Source organism: Pseudomonas sp. B13(2017), assembly GCF_002113245.1.
Taxonomy (GTDB): domain Bacteria; phylum Pseudomonadota; class Gammaproteobacteria; order Pseudomonadales; family Pseudomonadaceae; genus Aquipseudomonas; species Aquipseudomonas putida_Z.
On the sequence record NZ_NEJX01000003.1, the window covers coordinates 55258 to 72653 of the forward strand.

The 17396-nt window shown below is 66.1% G+C and carries 15 protein-coding genes; 4 read left to right on the forward strand and 11 right to left on the reverse strand.

The window, feature by feature from the left end; translation table 11 throughout:
• Positions 1-118 precede the first annotated feature (118 nt).
• From CAG44_RS05480 to CAG44_RS05515, 8 genes are read right to left on the reverse strand one after another with little or no spacing between them, the layout of a single operon-like run.
• Complete coding sequence (locus tag CAG44_RS05480) at positions 119-487, reverse strand: type II secretion system protein GspI (protein ID WP_015269126.1); 369 nt, start codon at positions 485-487, stop codon at positions 119-121.
• Positions 484-921, reverse strand: a complete 438-nt coding sequence (gene gspH, locus CAG44_RS05485) for a type II secretion system minor pseudopilin GspH (protein WP_085587583.1) — start codon at positions 919-921, stop codon at positions 484-486. Before gspH ends, CAG44_RS05480 begins: the two co-directional genes overlap by 4 nt.
• Before the next feature lie 3 nt (positions 922-924).
• Complete coding sequence (gene gspG, locus CAG44_RS05490; RefSeq protein ID WP_013971171.1) at positions 925-1359, reverse strand: type II secretion system major pseudopilin GspG; 435 nt, start codon at positions 1357-1359, stop codon at positions 925-927.
• 17 nt (positions 1360-1376) lie between these two features.
• Positions 1377-2579, reverse strand: a complete 1203-nt coding sequence (gene gspF / locus CAG44_RS05495) for a type II secretion system inner membrane protein GspF (RefSeq protein WP_025337899.1) — start codon at positions 2577-2579, stop codon at positions 1377-1379.
• A 3-nt stretch (positions 2580-2582) separates the two neighbouring features.
• Positions 2583-4031 (reverse strand): GspE/PulE family protein, encoded by a 1449-nt coding sequence (locus CAG44_RS05500; RefSeq protein ID WP_085691727.1) that lies wholly within the window; start codon positions 4029-4031, stop codon positions 2583-2585.
• Positions 4031-5794 (reverse strand): type II secretion system secretin GspD, encoded by a 1764-nt coding sequence (gene gspD / locus CAG44_RS05505; RefSeq protein ID WP_170929285.1) that lies wholly within the window; start codon positions 5792-5794, stop codon positions 4031-4033. The genes CAG44_RS05500 and gspD overlap by 1 nt, the downstream gene beginning before the upstream one ends.
• Positions 5795-5797: 3 nt before the next feature.
• Positions 5798-6223: a pilus assembly protein PilZ gene (locus CAG44_RS05510; protein ID WP_176240886.1), complete on the reverse strand. Its 426-nt coding sequence runs from the start codon at positions 6221-6223 to the stop codon at positions 5798-5800.
• On the reverse strand, positions 6220-7860 hold the full coding sequence (locus CAG44_RS05515) for a lipoprotein UxpA (protein WP_085691729.1): 1641 nt from the start codon (positions 7858-7860) through the stop codon (positions 6220-6222). The genes CAG44_RS05510 and CAG44_RS05515 overlap by 4 nt, the downstream gene beginning before the upstream one ends.
• 224 nt (positions 7861-8084) lie before the next feature.
• Between CAG44_RS05515 and CAG44_RS05520 the strand changes: the two genes are divergently transcribed.
• The gene (locus tag CAG44_RS05520) at positions 8085-10160 is read left to right on the forward strand and encodes a PhoX family phosphatase (protein ID WP_085691730.1); all 2076 of its coding nucleotides are present in this window, start codon (positions 8085-8087) and stop codon (positions 10158-10160) included.
• Positions 10161-10537: 377 nt separating this feature from the next.
• Here CAG44_RS05520 and gspK read toward each other — a convergent pair whose 3' ends face one another.
• On the reverse strand, positions 10538-11503 hold the full coding sequence (gene gspK / locus CAG44_RS05525) for a type II secretion system minor pseudopilin GspK (RefSeq protein WP_085691731.1): 966 nt from the start codon (positions 11501-11503) through the stop codon (positions 10538-10540).
• A gap of 145 nt (positions 11504-11648) precedes the next feature.
• Between gspK and tatA the strand changes: the two genes are divergently transcribed.
• From tatA to tatC, 3 genes are read left to right on the forward strand one after another with little or no spacing between them, the layout of a single operon-like run.
• Complete coding sequence (gene tatA / locus CAG44_RS05530) at positions 11649-11882, forward strand: twin-arginine translocase TatA/TatE family subunit (RefSeq protein WP_085691732.1); 234 nt, start codon at positions 11649-11651, stop codon at positions 11880-11882.
• Positions 11882-12187 (forward strand): Sec-independent protein translocase protein TatB, encoded by a 306-nt coding sequence (gene tatB, locus CAG44_RS05535; protein ID WP_085691733.1) that lies wholly within the window; start codon positions 11882-11884, stop codon positions 12185-12187. The genes tatA and tatB overlap by 1 nt, the downstream gene beginning before the upstream one ends.
• Positions 12184-12945, forward strand: a complete 762-nt coding sequence (gene tatC, locus CAG44_RS05540; protein WP_047594772.1) for a twin-arginine translocase subunit TatC — start codon at positions 12184-12186, stop codon at positions 12943-12945. Before tatB ends, tatC begins: the two co-directional genes overlap by 4 nt.
• A gap of 102 nt (positions 12946-13047) precedes the next feature.
• On the opposite strand, the gene CAG44_RS05545 is transcribed toward tatC, so the two are convergent.
• Both CAG44_RS05545 and purL read right to left on the reverse strand, forming a co-directional pair.
• Positions 13048-13359: an NGG1p interacting factor NIF3 gene (locus CAG44_RS05545; protein WP_085664542.1), complete on the reverse strand. Its 312-nt coding sequence runs from the start codon at positions 13357-13359 to the stop codon at positions 13048-13050.
• A gap of 3 nt (positions 13360-13362) precedes the next feature.
• Positions 13363-17262, reverse strand: coding sequence for a phosphoribosylformylglycinamidine synthase (gene purL / locus CAG44_RS05550; RefSeq protein WP_085691734.1), 3900 nt, complete (start codon positions 17260-17262; stop codon positions 13363-13365).
• Between the last annotated feature and the right edge of the window lie 134 nt (positions 17263-17396).

Below are 17396 nucleotides of genomic sequence, written 5' to 3' on the forward strand. Positions count from 1 at the left end.
CCTGTGGGAGCGGGCGCGCCCGCGAACACCGGCGCAGCCGGTGCCATACACCGAGTCGCCTGCTTCGCGGGCATGCCCGCTCCCACAGGGGCCGCGCAAGCTTCACGGTTTCTGTAACTCATGGCCGCTCCAGGAACACGGTGTACTGGCCAAGCGGCAGGCGCTGGTCGCGGTCGGCGAACAGCAGCAGCTCGCCGCGGCGCAGGTCGCGTACGCCGGTGCGGCGCAGCTGCAGTTGCCAGTGGCAGCGCTGGCCGCCCTGGCTCAGTTCACCGCCAACCTGGTTTTCAGCTGGCCAGTACTGCTCTACGGCAAAGCGGGTTTGCAGTTCTCGCGCGCATAGCAGGCCAAGGCGGTGTTGCTGCAGGTTGTCCTGCACCGCCAGGCGCTGGCGCAAAACCTGGCTGGTGATCACCGCCAGCACCGCAGCGATCGCCAGGGCCACGGTCACCTCCAGCAGGGTAAAGCCACGCTGATGCCGCTTCATGGGGCGACCACCACCTGCAAGCGGCCATCGCGGCTCCAGGCCCATTGCTGGCTGCCATCAGCCCAGCGCCAGCGCACGTTGCCCGGTTGCGCCCAGCCATGCGGGGTGAACAACAGGCGCGGCTGTGGGCTGGCCGGCCAGTCCGGGCGCAGCCCCTTGGGCCAGTCACCAAGGGCAACTGCTTCGACCACCCAGCCATTACCCTCGCGCCGGACGAACTCCGGGCGCTGGCCATTCCAGCGCAGCCCGCGCAGCTGCCCGGCATGCCGGGCCAGCGCGGCCTGCGCCCGGGTCTCGCTCGCCAGCCGTTGCAGCGCCTGGTCGACACTGGCCTGGCTGTTGCCGAACCCGGCCACCGCCAATCCGGTCATCAGCCCGGCGATGGCCAGCACCACCAGCAATTCGATCAGGCTGAAGCCCCGCTGACGACGCACCCGTTACAGCTCCCAGTTACCCAGGTCGGCATCCTGGCCTTCGCCGCCCGGCAGGCCGTCGGCGCCCAGCGAGTACACGTCGACCCGGCCATGCTCGCCGGGCATGCGGTACTGGTACGGGGTGCCCCACGGGTCTTCCGGCAGGCGGCGCACGTAGCCGTCGCTGCGCCAGGCCCGCGGCAGCGGTTCCTGGGCCGGTTTTTTCACCAGCGCGGCCAGGCCCTGCTCGCTACTGGGGAAGCGCAGGTTGTCCAGGCGGTACATGTCCAGCGCCTGCTCCAGGGTGGCCAGGTCGGCCATCACTTTCTGCTTCATGGCCTTGTCCTGGTTGCCCAGCACGCTGGGCGCGACCACGGCGATCAGCAGGCCGATGATGAAGATCACCACCATGATTTCCATGAGGGTGAAACCGCGCTGGCGGTTACGTCGATGCTGCATGGCAGTACTCCTTGTCGTCACAGTTGCAGGCCCTGGTTGAGTTGCATGATCGGCAACAGCACCGCCAGCACGATGAACAGCACCACGGCGCCCATCACCAGGATCATCAGGGGTTCGAACAGCGCCATGGCGGTATCGACCTGGCGGGCGAAGCCGCGCTCCTGGTCATCGGCCACGCGCTCGAGCATGTCGGCCAGGGTGCCGCTGGCCTCGCCGCTGCCGACCATGTTCACCAGCAGCGGCGGGAACTGCTGGCTGGCATCCAGCGCGCGATGCAGGCTGGTGCCGCCCTGAACTTGCTGGCGCACCTGCTCCATGGCCAGGCGGATACGCCGGTTGCCGACGGTTTCGGTGGCCACTTGCAGGGCTTCGAGCAGGGCCACGCCGCTGCCGCTGAGGATTGCCAGGCTGCGTGCCAGGCGCGCGCTTTCCAGCACCTGAAGCAGGCTGCCGATATGTGGCAGGCGTAGCAGCAGCTGGTCGCGGCGCAGACACCAGTGCGGCTTGCGCAGCAACCAGCCGCCGAGCGCGCCGAGCAACAGGGCCAGCCCCAAAAGCCAAGGCCCGGCCTGCACCAGCCCTTGGCTCAGGCCGATCAGCAGCGATGTAATGAGCGGCAGGCTTTGCCCGGCATGGGCGAATTGTTCGGTGAGCTTGGGTACGACGAAGGTCATCAGGCCTACCACCACGGCAAGCGACACCCCCATCAACACGGCGGGGTAGATCAGCGCGGTACGTGCCTTGTGCTGCTGTCGTTGAACCTGCTCCAGGTGGTCGGCGAGGCGGGTCAGCACCTGGGCCAGGCGGCCGGACCGCTCGCCGGCCTCGACCAGCGCGCAGTACAGGCCGGTAAACGGTGCCCCCTGACGTGCCAGGCTGCGAGCCAGGCCCAGGCCTTCGGCCAACGAGCCGCGCAAGGCCACCAGCACACCGTGCAGGGCGGGCTGGCGCAGTTGCCGTTCCAGGGTTGCCAGGGCGTCGACCAGAGGGATGCCAGCACCGGTCAGGGTGGCCAGCTGACGAGTCAGTTCGCACAGCTGGGCGCGGCTCAGGCGCTGGCGCCGGGGTTGCCGGGTGCCGGCTTCGTGACGCTGCAAGCGGCGGGCGAACAGGCCCTGCTCACGCAACAACTGACGGGCATGACGTTCGCTGTCGGCCTGCAAGCTGGCCTTGTGGGTCTTGCCGGCGAGGTCGACGGCCTGGTAGCGATATGTCGGCATGGCTCAGCCCTGCACCACGCGTAGTACTTCGGCCAGGCTGGTCTCGCCACGGGCCAGGCAGTCACTGGCCATCGCCACCAGGCTCTGCCGGCGCTCGGCCAGGTAGTCCTGCATGGCCAGTTCACTGGCGCCGTCGTACAACAGGCCGATCAGCCCGGCATCCAGCTCGATGAATTCATACAGGCCCAGGCGCCCGACATACCCGCTGCCCTGGCACTGCTCGCAGCCCACCGCGTGGTAGCTGCTGCCCAGCGCCGCCAGCTCGGGCCACAGGTCGCGTTCCGCCGGCTGCAGCGGGTGCGCGACGGCGCAACTGCACAAGCGCCGCACCAGGCGCTGGGCCAGTACGCCGCGCAGGCACGAGGCGATCAGGAACGGTTCGATGCCCATGTCGCGCAGGCGGGTCACCGCGCCCACCGCACTGTTGGTGTGCAGCGTGGACAACACCAGGTGGCCGGTGAGGCTGGCTTGCACGGCGATCTGCGCGGTCTCCTGGTCACGGATTTCGCCGAGCATGATCACGTCCGGGTCCTGGCGCAGGATGGCGCGCAGGCCGCTGGCAAAGGTCAGCCCGGCACGCGGGTTGATGGCGGTCTGGCCGATGCCGGCGATAGCGTATTCCACCGGGTCCTCGACCGTGAGGATGTTGCGGCTGCCGTCGTTGAGGCTGTTGAGGCTGGCATACAGGGTCGTGGTCTTGCCCGAACCGGTCGGCCCCGTGGACAGCACGATGCCGTTGGGCCGCGCCAGGCAACTGCGCAGGCCCTGCAACACCGCCGCCGGCATGCCCAGGTTGCCCAGCGCCAGCAGGCTGGCTTGCTTGTCGAGCACGCGCATCACCACCCGTTCGCCGTGGATGCCGGGCAGTGTCGAGACCCGCACATCCACTTCGCGCCCCGCCGCACGCAGGGTGATGCGGCCATCCTGTGGCTGGCGCTTTTCGGCGATGTCCAGACGGGCCATGACCTTGATCCGCGACACCAGCATGGCCGACAGCGCACGCGGTGGGCGCAACACTTCGCGCAGGTGGCCATCGACCCGCAGGCGCACCACCAGGCTCTGCTCGAAGGTTTCTATGTGGATGTCCGAGGCACGCAGGCGCAGGGCCTGGCCGAACAGGCCGTTGATCAGGCGGATCACCGGGGCTTCGTCGTCGCTTTCCAGCAGGTCCTCGATGCGCGGCATTTCGCTCATCAGGCTGTCCAGGTCGACCTGGTCGCCGATGCCTTCGATCAGCGCCTCGGTGGCAGCATCGCCGGCCTGGTACAGCTGGCCGAGGCGTTCGTCGAACAGTGCAGGCTCCAGGTATTCGAGCAGGCTGGGCTGGCCGTGCACGCGCAGCAGCTCCTGCAATTGGGCGCTATCGGCGTCGTGCCGCAACCATAGCTGCCAGCCCTGCTCCGCAGGGGCCATGGCCACCCCGCTCTGCCGTGCCTGGCGATAAGGCAGCATCACCAGTCACCGCCTTCCAGCCGTGCGCGGCTGGAGGGGAACACCTGCAGCAACGGCGTAGCGTTTTGCGCATCCGCAAGGTCGGGCAACTGCAGCGGTGTGGTCTGCTGCAAGGTGCGGTACTTGTCTTCACTGAGCCCGGCCAGGCTCGGCCCATCACGCAGGATGCGCGGGCGGATGAACACCATCAGGTTCTGCTTGGTGTTCTTGGTGGCGTCGGAGCGGAACAGCCGGCCCAGGTAAGGGATATCGCCAAGCAGCGGCACACGCTGGTCGCTGGTGCTCAGTTCGTCGCTGATCAGGCCGCCAAGGATCACCAGGCCGTTGTCCTCGACCATGACCTTGGTCTTGATCTCGCGCTTGTTGGTGATCACGTCGCTGGCAGCCGTAGTGTCGGCAATCGACGACACTTCCTGGACGATGTCCAGGCGCACGCTGTTGTCGATGTTGATCTGCGGCTTGATGCGCAGCTTCACCCCGACTTCCTTGCGCTCGATGGTCTGGTACGGGTTGGCGTTGTTCTGCGTCACCGATCCGGTGACGAAGGGCACTTCCTGGCCGACCAGGATCGACGCCTCGGCGTTGTCCAGGGTCAGCAGGGTGGGCGTGGACAGCAGGTTGAAGCCGCTCTTGCCCTTCAGCGCGTTGACCAGCATGGCGAAGTTGAAGCCGCCGCCGAAATGGCCGATACCCGCCATGGCGCCGGTGGTGCTGGACAGCAAATCGCCAAGGGCCTCGTTGTCGCCGCTGGCAGCGGCCCCGGCGATGCTGGCGATGTTTACCCCGTTGCTGCCGAAATTGACGATGCCGGCACCGAACTTCTCGTCAGCGAACAGCCACTGCACGCCCAGTTCCTGGGCGCTGCTGTCGGACACCTCGGCGATGATCGCTTCCACCACTACCTGGGCACGGCGGATGTCCAGCTGCTCGACGATGGCGCGGTAAGCGGCCAGCTCGCTGTCGGGGCCGACCATGACCACGGCGTTGGTGCCTTCTTCGTATTCCAGGCGGATGCCCGAGCCTCCGGCGACAGGCACTACGGGCCTGTCCTTGCCCTCTGCTTCGCCCGCACCTTCAGAGGGCGCCATGCCTTCCTGGCTGAGCCCGCGCAAAACCTTGACCACTTCGCCAGCATTGGCATGGCGCAGGTAGATGACCTGGGTACTACCGCTGCCTGGTGCGTCCTGGGGGCGGTCGAGCTGGCGCAGCAAGCTGGCGATACGTTCCAGGTTGCTGCGCCAGTCGGTAACTACCAACTGGTGCGCCGCCGGATAAGGTGTGATCACACCGACCCGTGGGTCGATCAGGGGTTTGAGAATGCCCAGCACCTGCTCGCTGGCGGCGTTGCGCACATTGAATACCCGCGTGGCCACGCTGTCGCTGCCTTCCCCCTGCTGCCCTCCCGCCTCCACCGGCACAGGCTCCAGGCGAGCGGCCTGGTCGGGAACGATCTTCACGCTGCCGTTGGGCAGGTCGACAGTGGCGTAGCCCTGGGCGCGCAGCTGGGCCAGGAAGATGTCGTAGATGGCATCGGCGTCGTGCAGGTCGACGGTGCGCACGGTGACCTTGCCCTTGACCCGGGGGTCGACGATGAAGGTGGTGCCGGTGATGCGCGACACGCTATCGATGAACTCGCCCAGTTCGGTGTCGACGAAGTTCACCTCGTACATGGGCGTGCCGTTGTCGTCGAACACCGGCTCTTCAGCACAAGCCATGGACAGGGCCAGGCTCAGCGCGGCCGCCACGCAATATCTAACAGGCATCGTTCATCCTTGCCGCTTGAAGCCGGTCACGGCGGGGCGTGGCGGCCAGGGCAGGCGCTCACGCCGCCCCTGGTTGTTGAAAATCAGGCCATCGCTGTCGATGTCCTGCAGCACGATCCCTGGTGCCAGGCGCTGGCCGCGGGCCAAGGTGCGCACCTGCTCGCCATAGCGCAGCACCACCACGCTGGAGGCCAGCGGCTGGGCCTTGAGGCCACCCAGGTATTGCAATGGCAGGCGGGTGATGGCGATGGCGCCGTCGTCGACGGGTACCTGCCAATGGCCGACCATCAAGCCAGGCAGCGGCTTGTCGGGCGCGGCGGGCGCAGTGGCCGGTTGCGGCTGGCGGCCCAGTTGCAGCACGCACTGGGCGGCCAGCCAGCCGGCCAGGGTCAGGCCAGCGCCAGTCAGCAGGCGCGAGGCGAGCATCACGAGGCCAGTTGCCTTGGGTGCCAGCCCGGGTGCCCCTGCACGTAGCGCACTTCGGGCAGTTGCAGCGGCGCCAGTTGCCAGTCGCTCGCCTGGCGGGCGAGCCAGGCTTCGACCCGTTGCCACAGCGGCTCGCCGGCCTGGCTTTCGAATTGCAGGCCAAAGGTGCGACACAGGCCCTGCACCGGTTCCAGGCCACTGATGCGCTTGCCTTGCGGGCTGTAGCTGACACGCCAGGCCTGGCCCTGCCAGCGCGGCAGGTCCTGGCTGTTGTCCAGCAGCAGCGGGTCGCCGAACAGTTGCTCCGCGGCGTTTTCCAACACTTGCTCTACCTGCCGGGCCGGCGCTTCGACCACCGGTGCCGGGTAGCCGCCGGTAAGGCTGATCAGGTGTTCGCGGGTAATGGCTGCCCCGGCGGGCAGCGGGTAGTCGTAACGCAGGCCCGGCAGCAGCACTGGCATGCTGCTGTCGTCGGCCAGGGCCTGATGCAGCAGGCGGTCCCAGCTGCCACCTCGGGTGTCGCGGCGCCACAGCGCCTGGGGCGCGCGGGCCAGCGGTTGATCGAGCCAGGCCGCGTGGCCGGCGCGCTGCTGGCGCAATTCTGCCTGCAATGCCCCGACACGCTGCTGCGCGGCCGGTGCCAGGTATTGCTCAAAGGCCGGGAAGAAACGCCCGTCGAACTGCCACAGCCCGGCCACGCGCTGGCAGCGCAAGCGGAAGGCGCCGCTGCCCCGGCACCCGGCGAACAGCACCGGCACGCGGCGGCCGCTGGCCTGGCTCACCTCGACCGGCGCCGGCCACAGGTCCTGGCCGCGGGCGCACAGCAGCACGTCGATCTGCGGCACCCGCTCGGCCAGCCACAGGCCCGGCCCGGTACCGACATCGGCCATGGCCACCACCAGGTCGGCCTCGCGCCGGGCTTGTTCGAACACCGGCTGCAATGACTGGTACCACTGTTTAAGGGAGGCTTTCTGGTCCTGGGCGTAGGGGTCGGTCACGCCGACCACGGCAATACGTGCACCGCCGCGTTCGAAGACGTGCAAGGCTTCCAGGCCCAAAGCCCGGCGTTGCGTGTCTGCCAGCCCGGCGCCCAGGGTAACGGCGCCAGCCTGGCGATACAGCGCCGGGCTGCGCTGTGGCCACAGCACGCGCTCGTCGCTGCTGACCCGCGCTTCACTGCCCAGCAGCTGGCTGCCCTGCAGGCCGCTTTCGCCTTGGGTCAGGTAGGCCAGGCCACTGCCATTCCAGCCCTGGCCGTTTTCCAGGGTCAGGCTGTTGCCCGCCCCAGCCTCGCCGCGCAGCTGCTCGAGCAACGCCGCCAGCACCGCGTAGCCGCCCAGCTGGGCAGATGCAGCCTGGCTGGTATCGAGCAGCGGCGCCAGTTGCGGGTAGGCGATGCTGGCACTGCTGCCGGTCATCCATGGGGCGCGGCCCAGGTGGCTGACCGGCCCCAGGCGGGTTGCCGGCACCACCGCCTGGCCAGGCTGGCGGGCATCGAGGGTATCGGCCACATACAGCAGGTCGAGGCTGGCGTTGCCGCCCTGCTGCCCAGGGAAGGCGGAGCAGGCGCCGAGCAACGGAGCCAAAGCACCGATACCCATCCAGCCGATCACTTCGCGCCTGTGCACACTGCTTGCCATCGAACCCGCCATCCTTATCCATGTTCATTCAGGGCCCCGGATGTTGCGGCGTTGGCATTACAGTTTGATGGCAGAAATCCGACAGCCATTCCAAAGTGATCTGTACAGCACGCTTCTAAGAGCAGGTTGTTTTAAAACCCCCTTAACATTTCTGCCAATGAATCATCATATTTGCGCACTAAAGTCGCGGTTTCCTCTAACTCAGCCAACATAAGGACACCCTGATGAGTCGAGATACCGGCGACAACCTGGACCGGAACCAAAGCGGCAACCTGCCGATGGCCAACGTCATGGACGCCTACCTGAGCCGCCGCAGCGTGATGCGCGGCAGCCTGGGCGCCGCCATCGCCATGATTGCCGGTACCGGCCTGACAGGCTGCTTCGACGGTGGTGGTTCCGATCACGATGATCCGGTCACCGAGCCGCCGGTCACCGAGCCACCCGTGACTGAGCCGGAAGTGCCGAAACTGGCACTGGGCTTCCAGTCCATCCCGGGCTCGCGCACCGACGCCTGCGTGGTTGCCGCCGGCTACAGCGCCTACGTGCTGGCGCCCTGGGGCACGCCGATCAACAGCAACGGCAACCCGTGGAAGTCCGACGGCAGCAACACCTCGACCGACCAGGCCAACGCCATGGGCATGCACCATGACGGCATGCACTTCTTCCCCATCAATGGCAGCTCCGAAGACGGCCTGCTGGCGATCAACTTCGAGTACATCGACACCGCCGCCCTGCACCCTGCCGGTCCGACCACCGATGTGAACGGCAAGCGCCCGGTCGAGGAAGTGCGCAAGGAAATCAACGCCCACGGCGCCGGCGTGGTGCGCCTGCAGAAAATCGGCGGCCGCTGGCAGGTGGTCGACAACGACCCGCTCAACCGCCGCTTCACTACCGCCTCGCGCATGGAAATCACCGGCCCGCTGCGGGGTACCGAACACGTCAAGACCAAGTACTCCACCGCTGGCACCCACTGCCGCGGCACCAACAACAACTGCGGCAACGGCTACACCCCGTGGGGCACCTACCTGACCTGTGAAGAGAACTGGCCAGGCATCTTCGTCAACAAGGGCACCCGCCCCGAAGACCAGCGCCGCATTGGCGTGGGCACCTCCAGCGGCCAGTACAAGTGGGAAACCGCGGCCGGTGACAGCAGCGAAGTGGCCGACGAATTCGCCCGTTTCGACGTCACCGTCAAAGGCGCCAGCGCCACCGACGACTACCGCAACGAAGCCAGCACCTACGGCTATATCGTCGAAATCGATCCGTACAACAGCAACACCCTGGCCACCAAGCGCACGGCGCTGGGCCGCTTCCGCCACGAAGGCTGCGCCCCGGGCCTGCCCGTCGCCGGCAAGCCGCTGGTGTGGTACATGGGTGACGACTCGAACAACGAGTACCTGTACAAGTGGGTGTCCACCGCGGTGTGGGACGCCGCCGACGCCAACCCGGCCGACCGCCTGGCCACCGGTGCCAAGTACCTCGACCAGGGCAAGCTCTACGTGGCCCGCTTCAATGCCGACGGCACTGGCGTATGGCTGCTGCTGGACGTGGCCACCGCCACCACTGGCGGCAGCACTTTGGGCGCACTGTATGGCGACCTGCCGGGCATCATCCTCAACACCCGTGGTGCTGGCGATGCCGTGGGCGCAACGCCGATGGACCGCCCGGAATGGACCACGGTCAACCCGCTCAACGGCGACGTGTACCTGACCCTGACCAACAACAGCGCGCGCACACCAGAAAAGGTCGATGCAGCCAACCCACGCGGCCCGAACCGTCACGGCCACATCATCCGCTGGCACGACAGCGACGACCAGCTGAGCTTCACCTGGGACATCTTCGTGTTCGGCGCCAACGCTGCCGGCACTGCCGACATCAATCGCTCCGGCCTGACCGAACTGAACCAGTTCGCCAGCCCGGACGGCATGAGCTTCGATAGCCGTGGCGTGCTCTGGTTCGAGACCGACAACGGCGAGAGCACCGTGACCGACTACACCAACGATCAGCTGCTGGCAGTGATCCCCACCAACCTGGTGGATGCCAGCGGCAAGCAGGTGCCGGTGAACGCACAGAACCAGGTGGACCTGCGCCGCTTCTTCGTCGGGCCGAATGGCTGCGAAGTGACCGGGATTACCTTTACCCCGGACAACAAGACGCTGTTCGTCAACATCCAGCACCCGGAGAACTGGCCGTATACCGACAAGGCCACCGATGCCACCCCGGCAGGAACCACGGTAAGGCCGCGGGCTGCGACGGTGGTGATCCAGCGTATCGATGGCGGGGAGATCGGCACCGCCTGATCGATCTGCGCACGGGAGCCGCTTTGCGGCCCTATCGCCGGCAAGCCAGCTCCCACAGGTACAGCGTTGCTCTCGAGGTTGTCGCTGTACCTGTGGGAGCGGCCTTGTGTCGCGAAAGGGCCGCAACGCGGCCCCAGGATTGATGCGCAATAGTTGAAATTGCTGGGGCTGCTTTGCAGCCCTTTCGCGACACAAGGCCGCTCCCACAGGGAATTGCGCCAACTTTTAGAATTTGAGCAAGACAGTTGCTCCCACCTCGACCACATCGGATTCAAGTCATGTGCAGCTCCCATCACAGCTTCTGAATGCTGTGGTAACCCTGTGGGAGCTGGCTTGCCGGCGATAGGGCTGCAAAGCAGCCCCGGCAATCTCAAGCCCTACCACACCATCGGCTCCCGGCTGCGCACCCGCACCTGCTGCGCCGGCACTCGGGCATGCCATTGCACCACCCCCAGCGCCTCCACCTGGAACTCGCTGCGTATCACCCGCCCCTCCTCCGCGAACGACAGCTGCAACAGGAAATACCCGCTGTTCAGCAGCAGCCCTTCACTCAAGCGCTCGAAGGTTTCGTCATCCACCGCCCCCAAGGCCTGGCGTAGCGCAGTTGCATCCACATACCCCGACGCCGGGCGACCGCTGATGATGCGGCTGAGCAACGAGCGCGGATAGCGCCCTTCATACAGCGCCTCCAGCAATGGCAGATGCTCCAGCCCAAGGGCATTGGCATTCAGCCGCCAGCCGCTGGTCTGCGGCAAGGCGCACAGCATCGGGTAACGGCTTTGGCGGCTGGCGTCCGGCTCCAGTAGCAGGTTCAGCTCGCTGGTATCGAGCATTGGCTGGTTGGCCGCCAGGCGCGGTGGTTGCTGGCGCAGGTACTGGGCGCTCTCGGCGCCCTGCAGGCGGGTATCGCTGTCGGCATCCAGCCAGTCGGCCAGGGCATCGACCAGGCGCTCGGCAGCCATGTCGTCGCCCAGCAGGTAACGCAACTGGCGCGCAGCACGCTCGCCGTCAGCGCCAAGCAGCGCATTGACGTTGAAACAGGTGTGCTGGTCGCGCACCCGCAACTGCGCCTGGCCGGCGCCAAAATCGTAGTTCAACGGCTGCCCGCGCAAGGCTTGCCAGAACAGCGGGCTAAGCCGCCAGCTGGGGTCACGCAGGGCCTGCTCGGCATAGGCCAGGCCGGCCTGCTCCATCGCTCGCGCCTGCACCCGCTGGTGCAACAGGCGCACATCATCGACCTGGCGTCGGCCATCTTCCACCAGCCAGGCCATGCCCGCCGCCAGCATCGCCAGCACCACCATCACCATCAGCAGGGCCGCGCCCTGCTGTTGCCTGCCACCCATCCTTGCCTGCCTCTGTCGCCGAATAAAGACGCCAGTCAACACGGCCGGTATTGCAGGTAGATGGCAGTGACCGTTCGTCATGTGTACGTCATCTGCGCGAGGCAGGATTGTCTTTCCTTTTCATGACCTTACAGGAGTGGTCGCAATGGGTGGCATTGGAATCTGGCAACTGGTGATCGTACTGCTGATCGTATTCCTGCTGTTTGGTACCAAGCGCCTCAAGGGCCTGGGCAGCGATGTGGGCGAGGCGATCCAGGGTTTTCGCAAGTCCATGGGCGGTGACACTGACGCCACTCCCCCAGCGCATACGCAGGTGCAGCAAAAGTGCCCGCTGACCGGTCAGGGTACCCAGCAACCGCAAGCGGACCGTCAGCCCTGATGTTCGAGGTAGGCTTCAGCGAGTTGCTGCTGGTCGGCATCGTCGCGCTGTTGGTATTAGGCCCGGAGCGCCTGCCGGTGGCGGCACGCACCCTCGGGCGCGGCCTGGGCCAGGCGCGCAGGGCCATGCACGCCCTGCGCACGCAGGTGGAGCGGGAGATCGAACTGCCCGCTGTCGAGCTACCCACTCTCGACAGTGCGCCTTTGCAGCGCCTGGAACAGGAGATCCGCCAAGGCATCAGCCTGAACGCGGAGCCGGCCAATGATGTGGCCACGGTCGCTCCCCCCAAGGAAAACCTTTCATGAGCATTGCCATGGACCCGGCGGCGAGCATGCCGCTGACCGAACACCTGCGCGACCTGCGCAAACGCCTGGTGCGTTGCCTGGCGCTGGTGGCGCTGGTGTTCGCCGGGCTGTTCCCCTTCGCCCAGACGCTGTACACGCTGATTTCCGAACCGCTGCGGCGCTTCTTGCCGGAAGGCGCGAGCATGATCGCCACCAGCGTCACTTCGCCGTTCCTGACACCGTTCAAGCTGACCGCGATGTGTGCAGTGTTCGTCGCCATGCCGCTGCTGCTGCACCAGGCCTGGGGCTTTCTGGCACCGGGGCTGTACCGCCGTGAACGGCGCATTGCCCTGCCGTTGCTGGTGTCGAGCATCGTGCTGTTCTACGCCGGCATGGCCTTCGCCTTCTTCCTGGTGTTCCCGATGATGTTCGGCTTCTTTGCCAGCGTTACACCGGAGGGCGTGGCGATGATGACCGATATCAGCCAGTACCTGGACTTCATCCTGGCGCTGTTTCTGGCGTTCGGGCTGGCGTTCGAGATACCGGTGGCGACGTTTATCGTGGTCTGGGTGGGGTTGGCCGATGTGGCTACATTGCGGCGCAGCAGGCCCTACGTGATCGTCGGCTGCTTTGTGGTGGGGATGATCCTGACGCCGCCGGATGTGTTTTCGCAGACGATGTTGGCGGTGCCGATGTGGGTGCTGTTCGAGGTGGGGTTGCTGGCTTGTGGGTGGTTGAAGCGGCCTGGGCAGGGCAAGGAGATTGTGGCTGGATTGTAGGGCCCTATCGCCGGCAAGCCAGCTCCCACAGAGATATCACAGGTTCTGATGACTGCGATATTCCTGTGGGAGCTGGCTTGCCGGCGATGGCCTTGATGCGGTCTAGAACTCGGCGAGCCGCCAGACTTCGTAGGCTGGCGTCTCGTACGGGTGGGCCTGCTTGAGTGCAGCGACGACCTGGGCAATCAGGTCGTCAGCCACCACCAGCTCCACCTTCCACTCCTCCACCACCTCGACCTGGCCGGTTTGCCCGAGGAACGGCTGGCTGCCGTCCAGCGGGCGGAACTGGCCCTGGCCCAGCGTCTGCCAGGCGCAGTGGTCATAGTCACCGATGCGCCCGCCACCCGCGGCGAACACAGCGGCCTTGACCACTTCGACGTGGCTGGCGGGGACGAAGAAGGCGAGCTTGTACACGCCTTAGTTCACCCACACCCGTGCGTTACGGAACATACGCATCAGCGCGGCATCTTCCTGCCACTCATCCGGGCGCCAGGAGTTCTGCACGGCACGGAACACACGCTCCGGGTGCGGCATCATGATGGTCACGCGGCCGTCGCGGCTGGTAAGGCCGGTGATACCACGCGGCGAGCCGTTCGGGTTGGCCGGGTAGGCTTCGGTGACCTTGCCGTGGTTGTCGACGTAGCGCAGGGCCACGCAACCGGACAGGTCGGCTGCCAGCAGTGCTTCTTCGCTGGCGAACTCGGCATGGCCTTCACCGTGGGCGATGGCGATCGGCATGCGCGAACCGGCCATGCCCTGCAGGAAGATCGAGTTGGACTTCTGCACTTCGACCATGGCCACACGCGCTTCGAACTGCTCCGAGCGGTTGCGCACGAAGTGCGGCCAGTGCTCGGTGCCCGGGATCAGTTCGTGCAGGTTGGACATCATCTGGCAACCGTTGCACACGCCCAGGGCGAAGCTGTCGGTACGCTCGAAGAAGGCCTGGAAGGCGTCACGGGCGCGGCTGTTGAACAGCGCCGACTTGGCCCAGCCTTCACCGGCACCCAGCACGTCGCCGTAGGAGAAGCCACCGCAGGCGACCAGGCCCTTGAAGGCCTCGAAGTCGACACGGCCAGCGAGGATGTCGCTCATGTGCACGTCGATGGCGGCGAAGCCGGCACGGTCGAAGGCGGCTGCCATCTCGACCTGGCCGTTGACGCCCTGCTCGCGCAGGATGGCCACTTGCGGACGCACGCCCTTCTTGATGTACGGCGCGGCGATGTCGTCGTTGACATCGAAGCCCAGCTTGACCGACAAGCCCGGGTTGTCTTCCTCGAGCAGCAGGTCGAATTCCTGGTCGGCGCAGTCGGCGTTGTCGCGCAGGCGCTGGATCTGGTAGCTGGTCTCGGCCCACTGGCGCTGCAGCATGCGGCGGTCGTCGTCGAACAGCACTTCGCCGTTCAGGCTGATGGACACTTCACCATTGTTGACCGGCTTGCCGATCACCGCGACGCAGCCTTCACCCAGGCCAGCGGCGCTGAACTGTGCCAGTACGTCGGGGGTGGCATCCTGGCGAACCTGGATGACCGCGCCCAGCTCTTCGTTGAAGAGGATGGCCGGCACGTCGCCCTTGCTGTCGGTCAGCGGGTCGAGGTGCAGGTCGAGGCCGCAGTGGCCGGCGAAGGCCATTTCCAGCACGGTGGTGACCAGGCCGCCGTCGGAGCGGTCGTGGTAGGCCAGCAGGTGGCCATCTTCGTTCAGGCCCTGGATCACGGCGAAGAACGCCTTCAGGTCTTCGGCGTCGTCGACGTCCGGTGCCTGGGCAGCGATCTTGCCGTAGGTCTGTGCCAGGATCGAGGCGCCCATGCGGTTCTTGCCGCGGCCCAGGTCGATCAGGATCAGGTCGGTCTCGCCCTTGTCCATGCGCAGTTGCGGGGTCAGGGTCTTGCGGATGTCGGTGACCGGGGCGAAGCCGGTGATGATCAGCGACATTGGCGAGGTAACGCTCTTCTCGACGCCCTCCTCGCTCCACTTGGTCTTCATCGACATCGAGTCTTTGCCGACCGGAATGGTAATGCCCAGTTCCGGGCACAGCTCCATGCCGACAGCCTTGACGGTGTCGTACAGGCGGGCGTCTTCACCTGGGTGGCCGGCGGCAGACATCCAGTTGGCCGACAGTTTGATGTCAGACAGCTTCTCGATGCGCGAGGCAGCCAGGTTGGTCAGTGTCTCGCCAATTGCCATGCGGCCGGACGCCGGGGCATCCAGCAGAGCCAGCGGGGTACGCTCGCCCATGGCCATGGCTTCACCGGTGTAGACGTCGAAGCTGGTGGCGGTGACGGCGCAGTCGGCCACCGGTACCTGCCACGGGCCGACCATCTGGTCACGAGCTACCAGGCCGGTGATGGTGCGGTCGCCGATGGTGATCAGGAAGCTCTTGCTGGCCACGGCCGGGTGGCTGAGGACGCGCTGAACGGCATTGTCCAGGTCCAGCTTGCTCGGGTCGAAGTCATCGCCCAGCTCGGCTTCGCGGGTAACCGAACGGTGCATGCGTGGCGGCTTGCCCAGCAGTACGTCGAGCGGCATGTCTACCGGCGTGTTGCCGAAGTGGCTGTCGCTTACGGTCAGGTGTTGCTCTTCAGTCGCTTCACCCACTACGGCAAACGGGCAACGCTCACGCTCGCAGATTGCCTTGAAGCGCTCGAAGTCGACGGCGCTGACCGCCAGCACGTAACGCTCCTGCGATTCGTTGCTCCAGATTTCGTGCGGGGCCATGCCCGGCTCGTCGTTGGGCACGTTGCGCAGTTCGAAGCGGCCACCACGGCCACCGTCGTTGACCAGCTCAGGGAAGGCGTTGGAAATACCGCCGGCGCCAACGTCGTGGATGAAGGCGATCGGGTTGTTGTCGCCCAGCTGCCAGCAGCGGTCGATGACCTCCTGGCAACGGCGCTCCATTTCCGGGTTTTCGCGCTGTACCGAAGCGAAGTCCAGGTCAGCCGAGCTGGCACCGGTAGCCACCGACGAAGCGGCGCCGCCGCCCAGGCCGATCAGCATGGCCGGGCCACCGAGCACGATCAGCTTGGCGCCGACGGTGATCTCGCCCTTCTGCACGTGGTCTTCACGGATGTTGCCCATGCCACCGGCCAGCATGATCGGCTTGTGGTAGCCGCGCACTTCTTCACCGTGCGGGGTGTTGATGGCCTGCTCGAAGGTACGGAAGTAGCCGGTCAGCGCCGGGCGACCGAATTCGTTGTTGAACGCAGCGCCACCCAGCGGGCCTTCGATCATGATGTCGAGGGCGTCGACGATGCGCTCAGGCTTGCCGTAGGCCTGCTCCCACGGCTGTTCGAAGCCCGGGATACGCAGGTTGGACACGGTGAAGCCGGTCAGGCCTGCCTTGGGCTTGGCGCCACGGCCGGTCGCGCCTTCGTCGCGGATTTCACCGCCGGAGCCGGTGGAGGCGCCGGAGAACGGGGCGATGGCGGTCGGGTGGTTGTGCGTCTCGACCTTCATCAGGATGTGCACCGGCTCCTGCACCGCGCCGTACTGGCGGGTTTCAGGGTTCGGGAAGAAACGGCCGGCAACGTTGCCGACGATCACCGAGGCGTTGTCCTTGTAAGCAGACAGCACACCTTCGTTGTGCATCTGGTAGGTGTTCTTGATCATGCCGAACAGGCTCTTTTCCTGAGCCTGGCCGTCGATGTCCCAACTGGCGTTGAAGATCTTGTGGCGGCAGTGCTCGGAGTTGGCCTGGGCGAACATCATCAGTTCGATGTCGTTCGGGTTGCGCTTGAGGCCCTGGAAGGCGTTGACCAGGTAGTCGATCTCGTCTTCGGCCAGGGCCAGGCCCAGGTCGATGTTGGCCTTGGCCAGGGCGTCACGGCCACCGGCCAGGATGTCCACCGAGGTCATCGGCTTGGGCTGGGCATGGCTGAACAGGTCAGCGGCCTGCTCCAGCTGGCCGAGCACGCGCTGGGTCATGCGGTCGTGCAGCTCGGCGGCGATCAGTTCGGCGTCGGCTTCGCTCAGGTTGCCGGCAACGTAGTAGGCGATACCGCGCTCCAGGCGCTGGATCGACTGCAGGCCGCAGTTGTGGGCGATGTCGCTGGCCTTGCTGGCCCACGGCGAAATGGTGCCCAGGCGCGGCACGACCAGGAACAGGCGGCCGCTCGGCTCCTGTACCGGCACGCTCGGGCCGTACTTGAGCAGACGCCCCAGCACCTGCTGCTGGTCGGCGGTCAGCTCGCCGTCGACATCGGCGAAGTGGGCAAATTCGGCATACAAACCAGTAACAGCGGGGACTTTCTGGCTCAGTTGCTCGAGTAATTTACCGTGGCGAAAGGCAGAAAGGGCAGGAGCGCCGCGCAGGATCAACATCGTCGGGACAGCCTCAGGAAGGGGTGTGCTTAGAGGCCGTGCATTCTAGCCTAATTCGAAGGGTTTCGGCACCCGCTCTAAGCCACGGCTGCCGGGCGGCGGAACCGGACTTTCGGGTCAAAAAAAATTGCCTT

What these genes read in the sequence shown, in the direction of transcription:
- CAG44_RS05480 (WP_015269126.1), bottom strand. Translation starts at nt 487, where the DNA reads ATGAAGCGGCATCAGCGTGGCTTTACCCTGCTGGAGGTGACCGTGGCC.
- gspG (WP_013971171.1), bottom strand. Translation starts at nt 1,359, where the DNA reads ATGCAGCATCGACGTAACCGCCAGCGCGGTTTCACCCTCATGGAAATC.
- gspF (WP_025337899.1), bottom strand. Translation starts at nt 2,579, where the DNA reads ATGCCGACATATCGCTACCAGGCCGTCGACCTCGCCGGCAAGACCCAC.
- CAG44_RS05500 (WP_085691727.1), bottom strand. Translation starts at nt 4,031, where the DNA reads ATGCTGCCTTATCGCCAGGCACGGCAGAGCGGGGTGGCCATGGCCCCT.
- gspD (WP_170929285.1), bottom strand. Translation starts at nt 5,794, where the DNA reads ATGCCTGTTAGATATTGCGTGGCGGCCGCGCTGAGCCTGGCCCTGTCC.
- CAG44_RS05515 (WP_085691729.1), bottom strand. Translation starts at nt 7,860, where the DNA reads ATGGCAAGCAGTGTGCACAGGCGCGAAGTGATCGGCTGGATGGGTATC.
- CAG44_RS05520 (WP_085691730.1), top strand. Translation starts at nt 8,085, where the DNA reads ATGAGTCGAGATACCGGCGACAACCTGGACCGGAACCAAAGCGGCAAC.
- gspK (WP_085691731.1), bottom strand. Translation starts at nt 11,503, where the DNA reads ATGGGTGGCAGGCAACAGCAGGGCGCGGCCCTGCTGATGGTGATGGTG.
- tatA (WP_085691732.1), top strand. Translation starts at nt 11,649, where the DNA reads ATGGGTGGCATTGGAATCTGGCAACTGGTGATCGTACTGCTGATCGTA.
- tatB (WP_085691733.1), top strand. Translation starts at nt 11,882, where the DNA reads ATGTTCGAGGTAGGCTTCAGCGAGTTGCTGCTGGTCGGCATCGTCGCG.
- tatC (WP_047594772.1), top strand. Translation starts at nt 12,184, where the DNA reads ATGAGCATTGCCATGGACCCGGCGGCGAGCATGCCGCTGACCGAACAC.
- purL (WP_085691734.1), bottom strand. Translation starts at nt 17,262, where the DNA reads ATGTTGATCCTGCGCGGCGCTCCTGCCCTTTCTGCCTTTCGCCACGGT.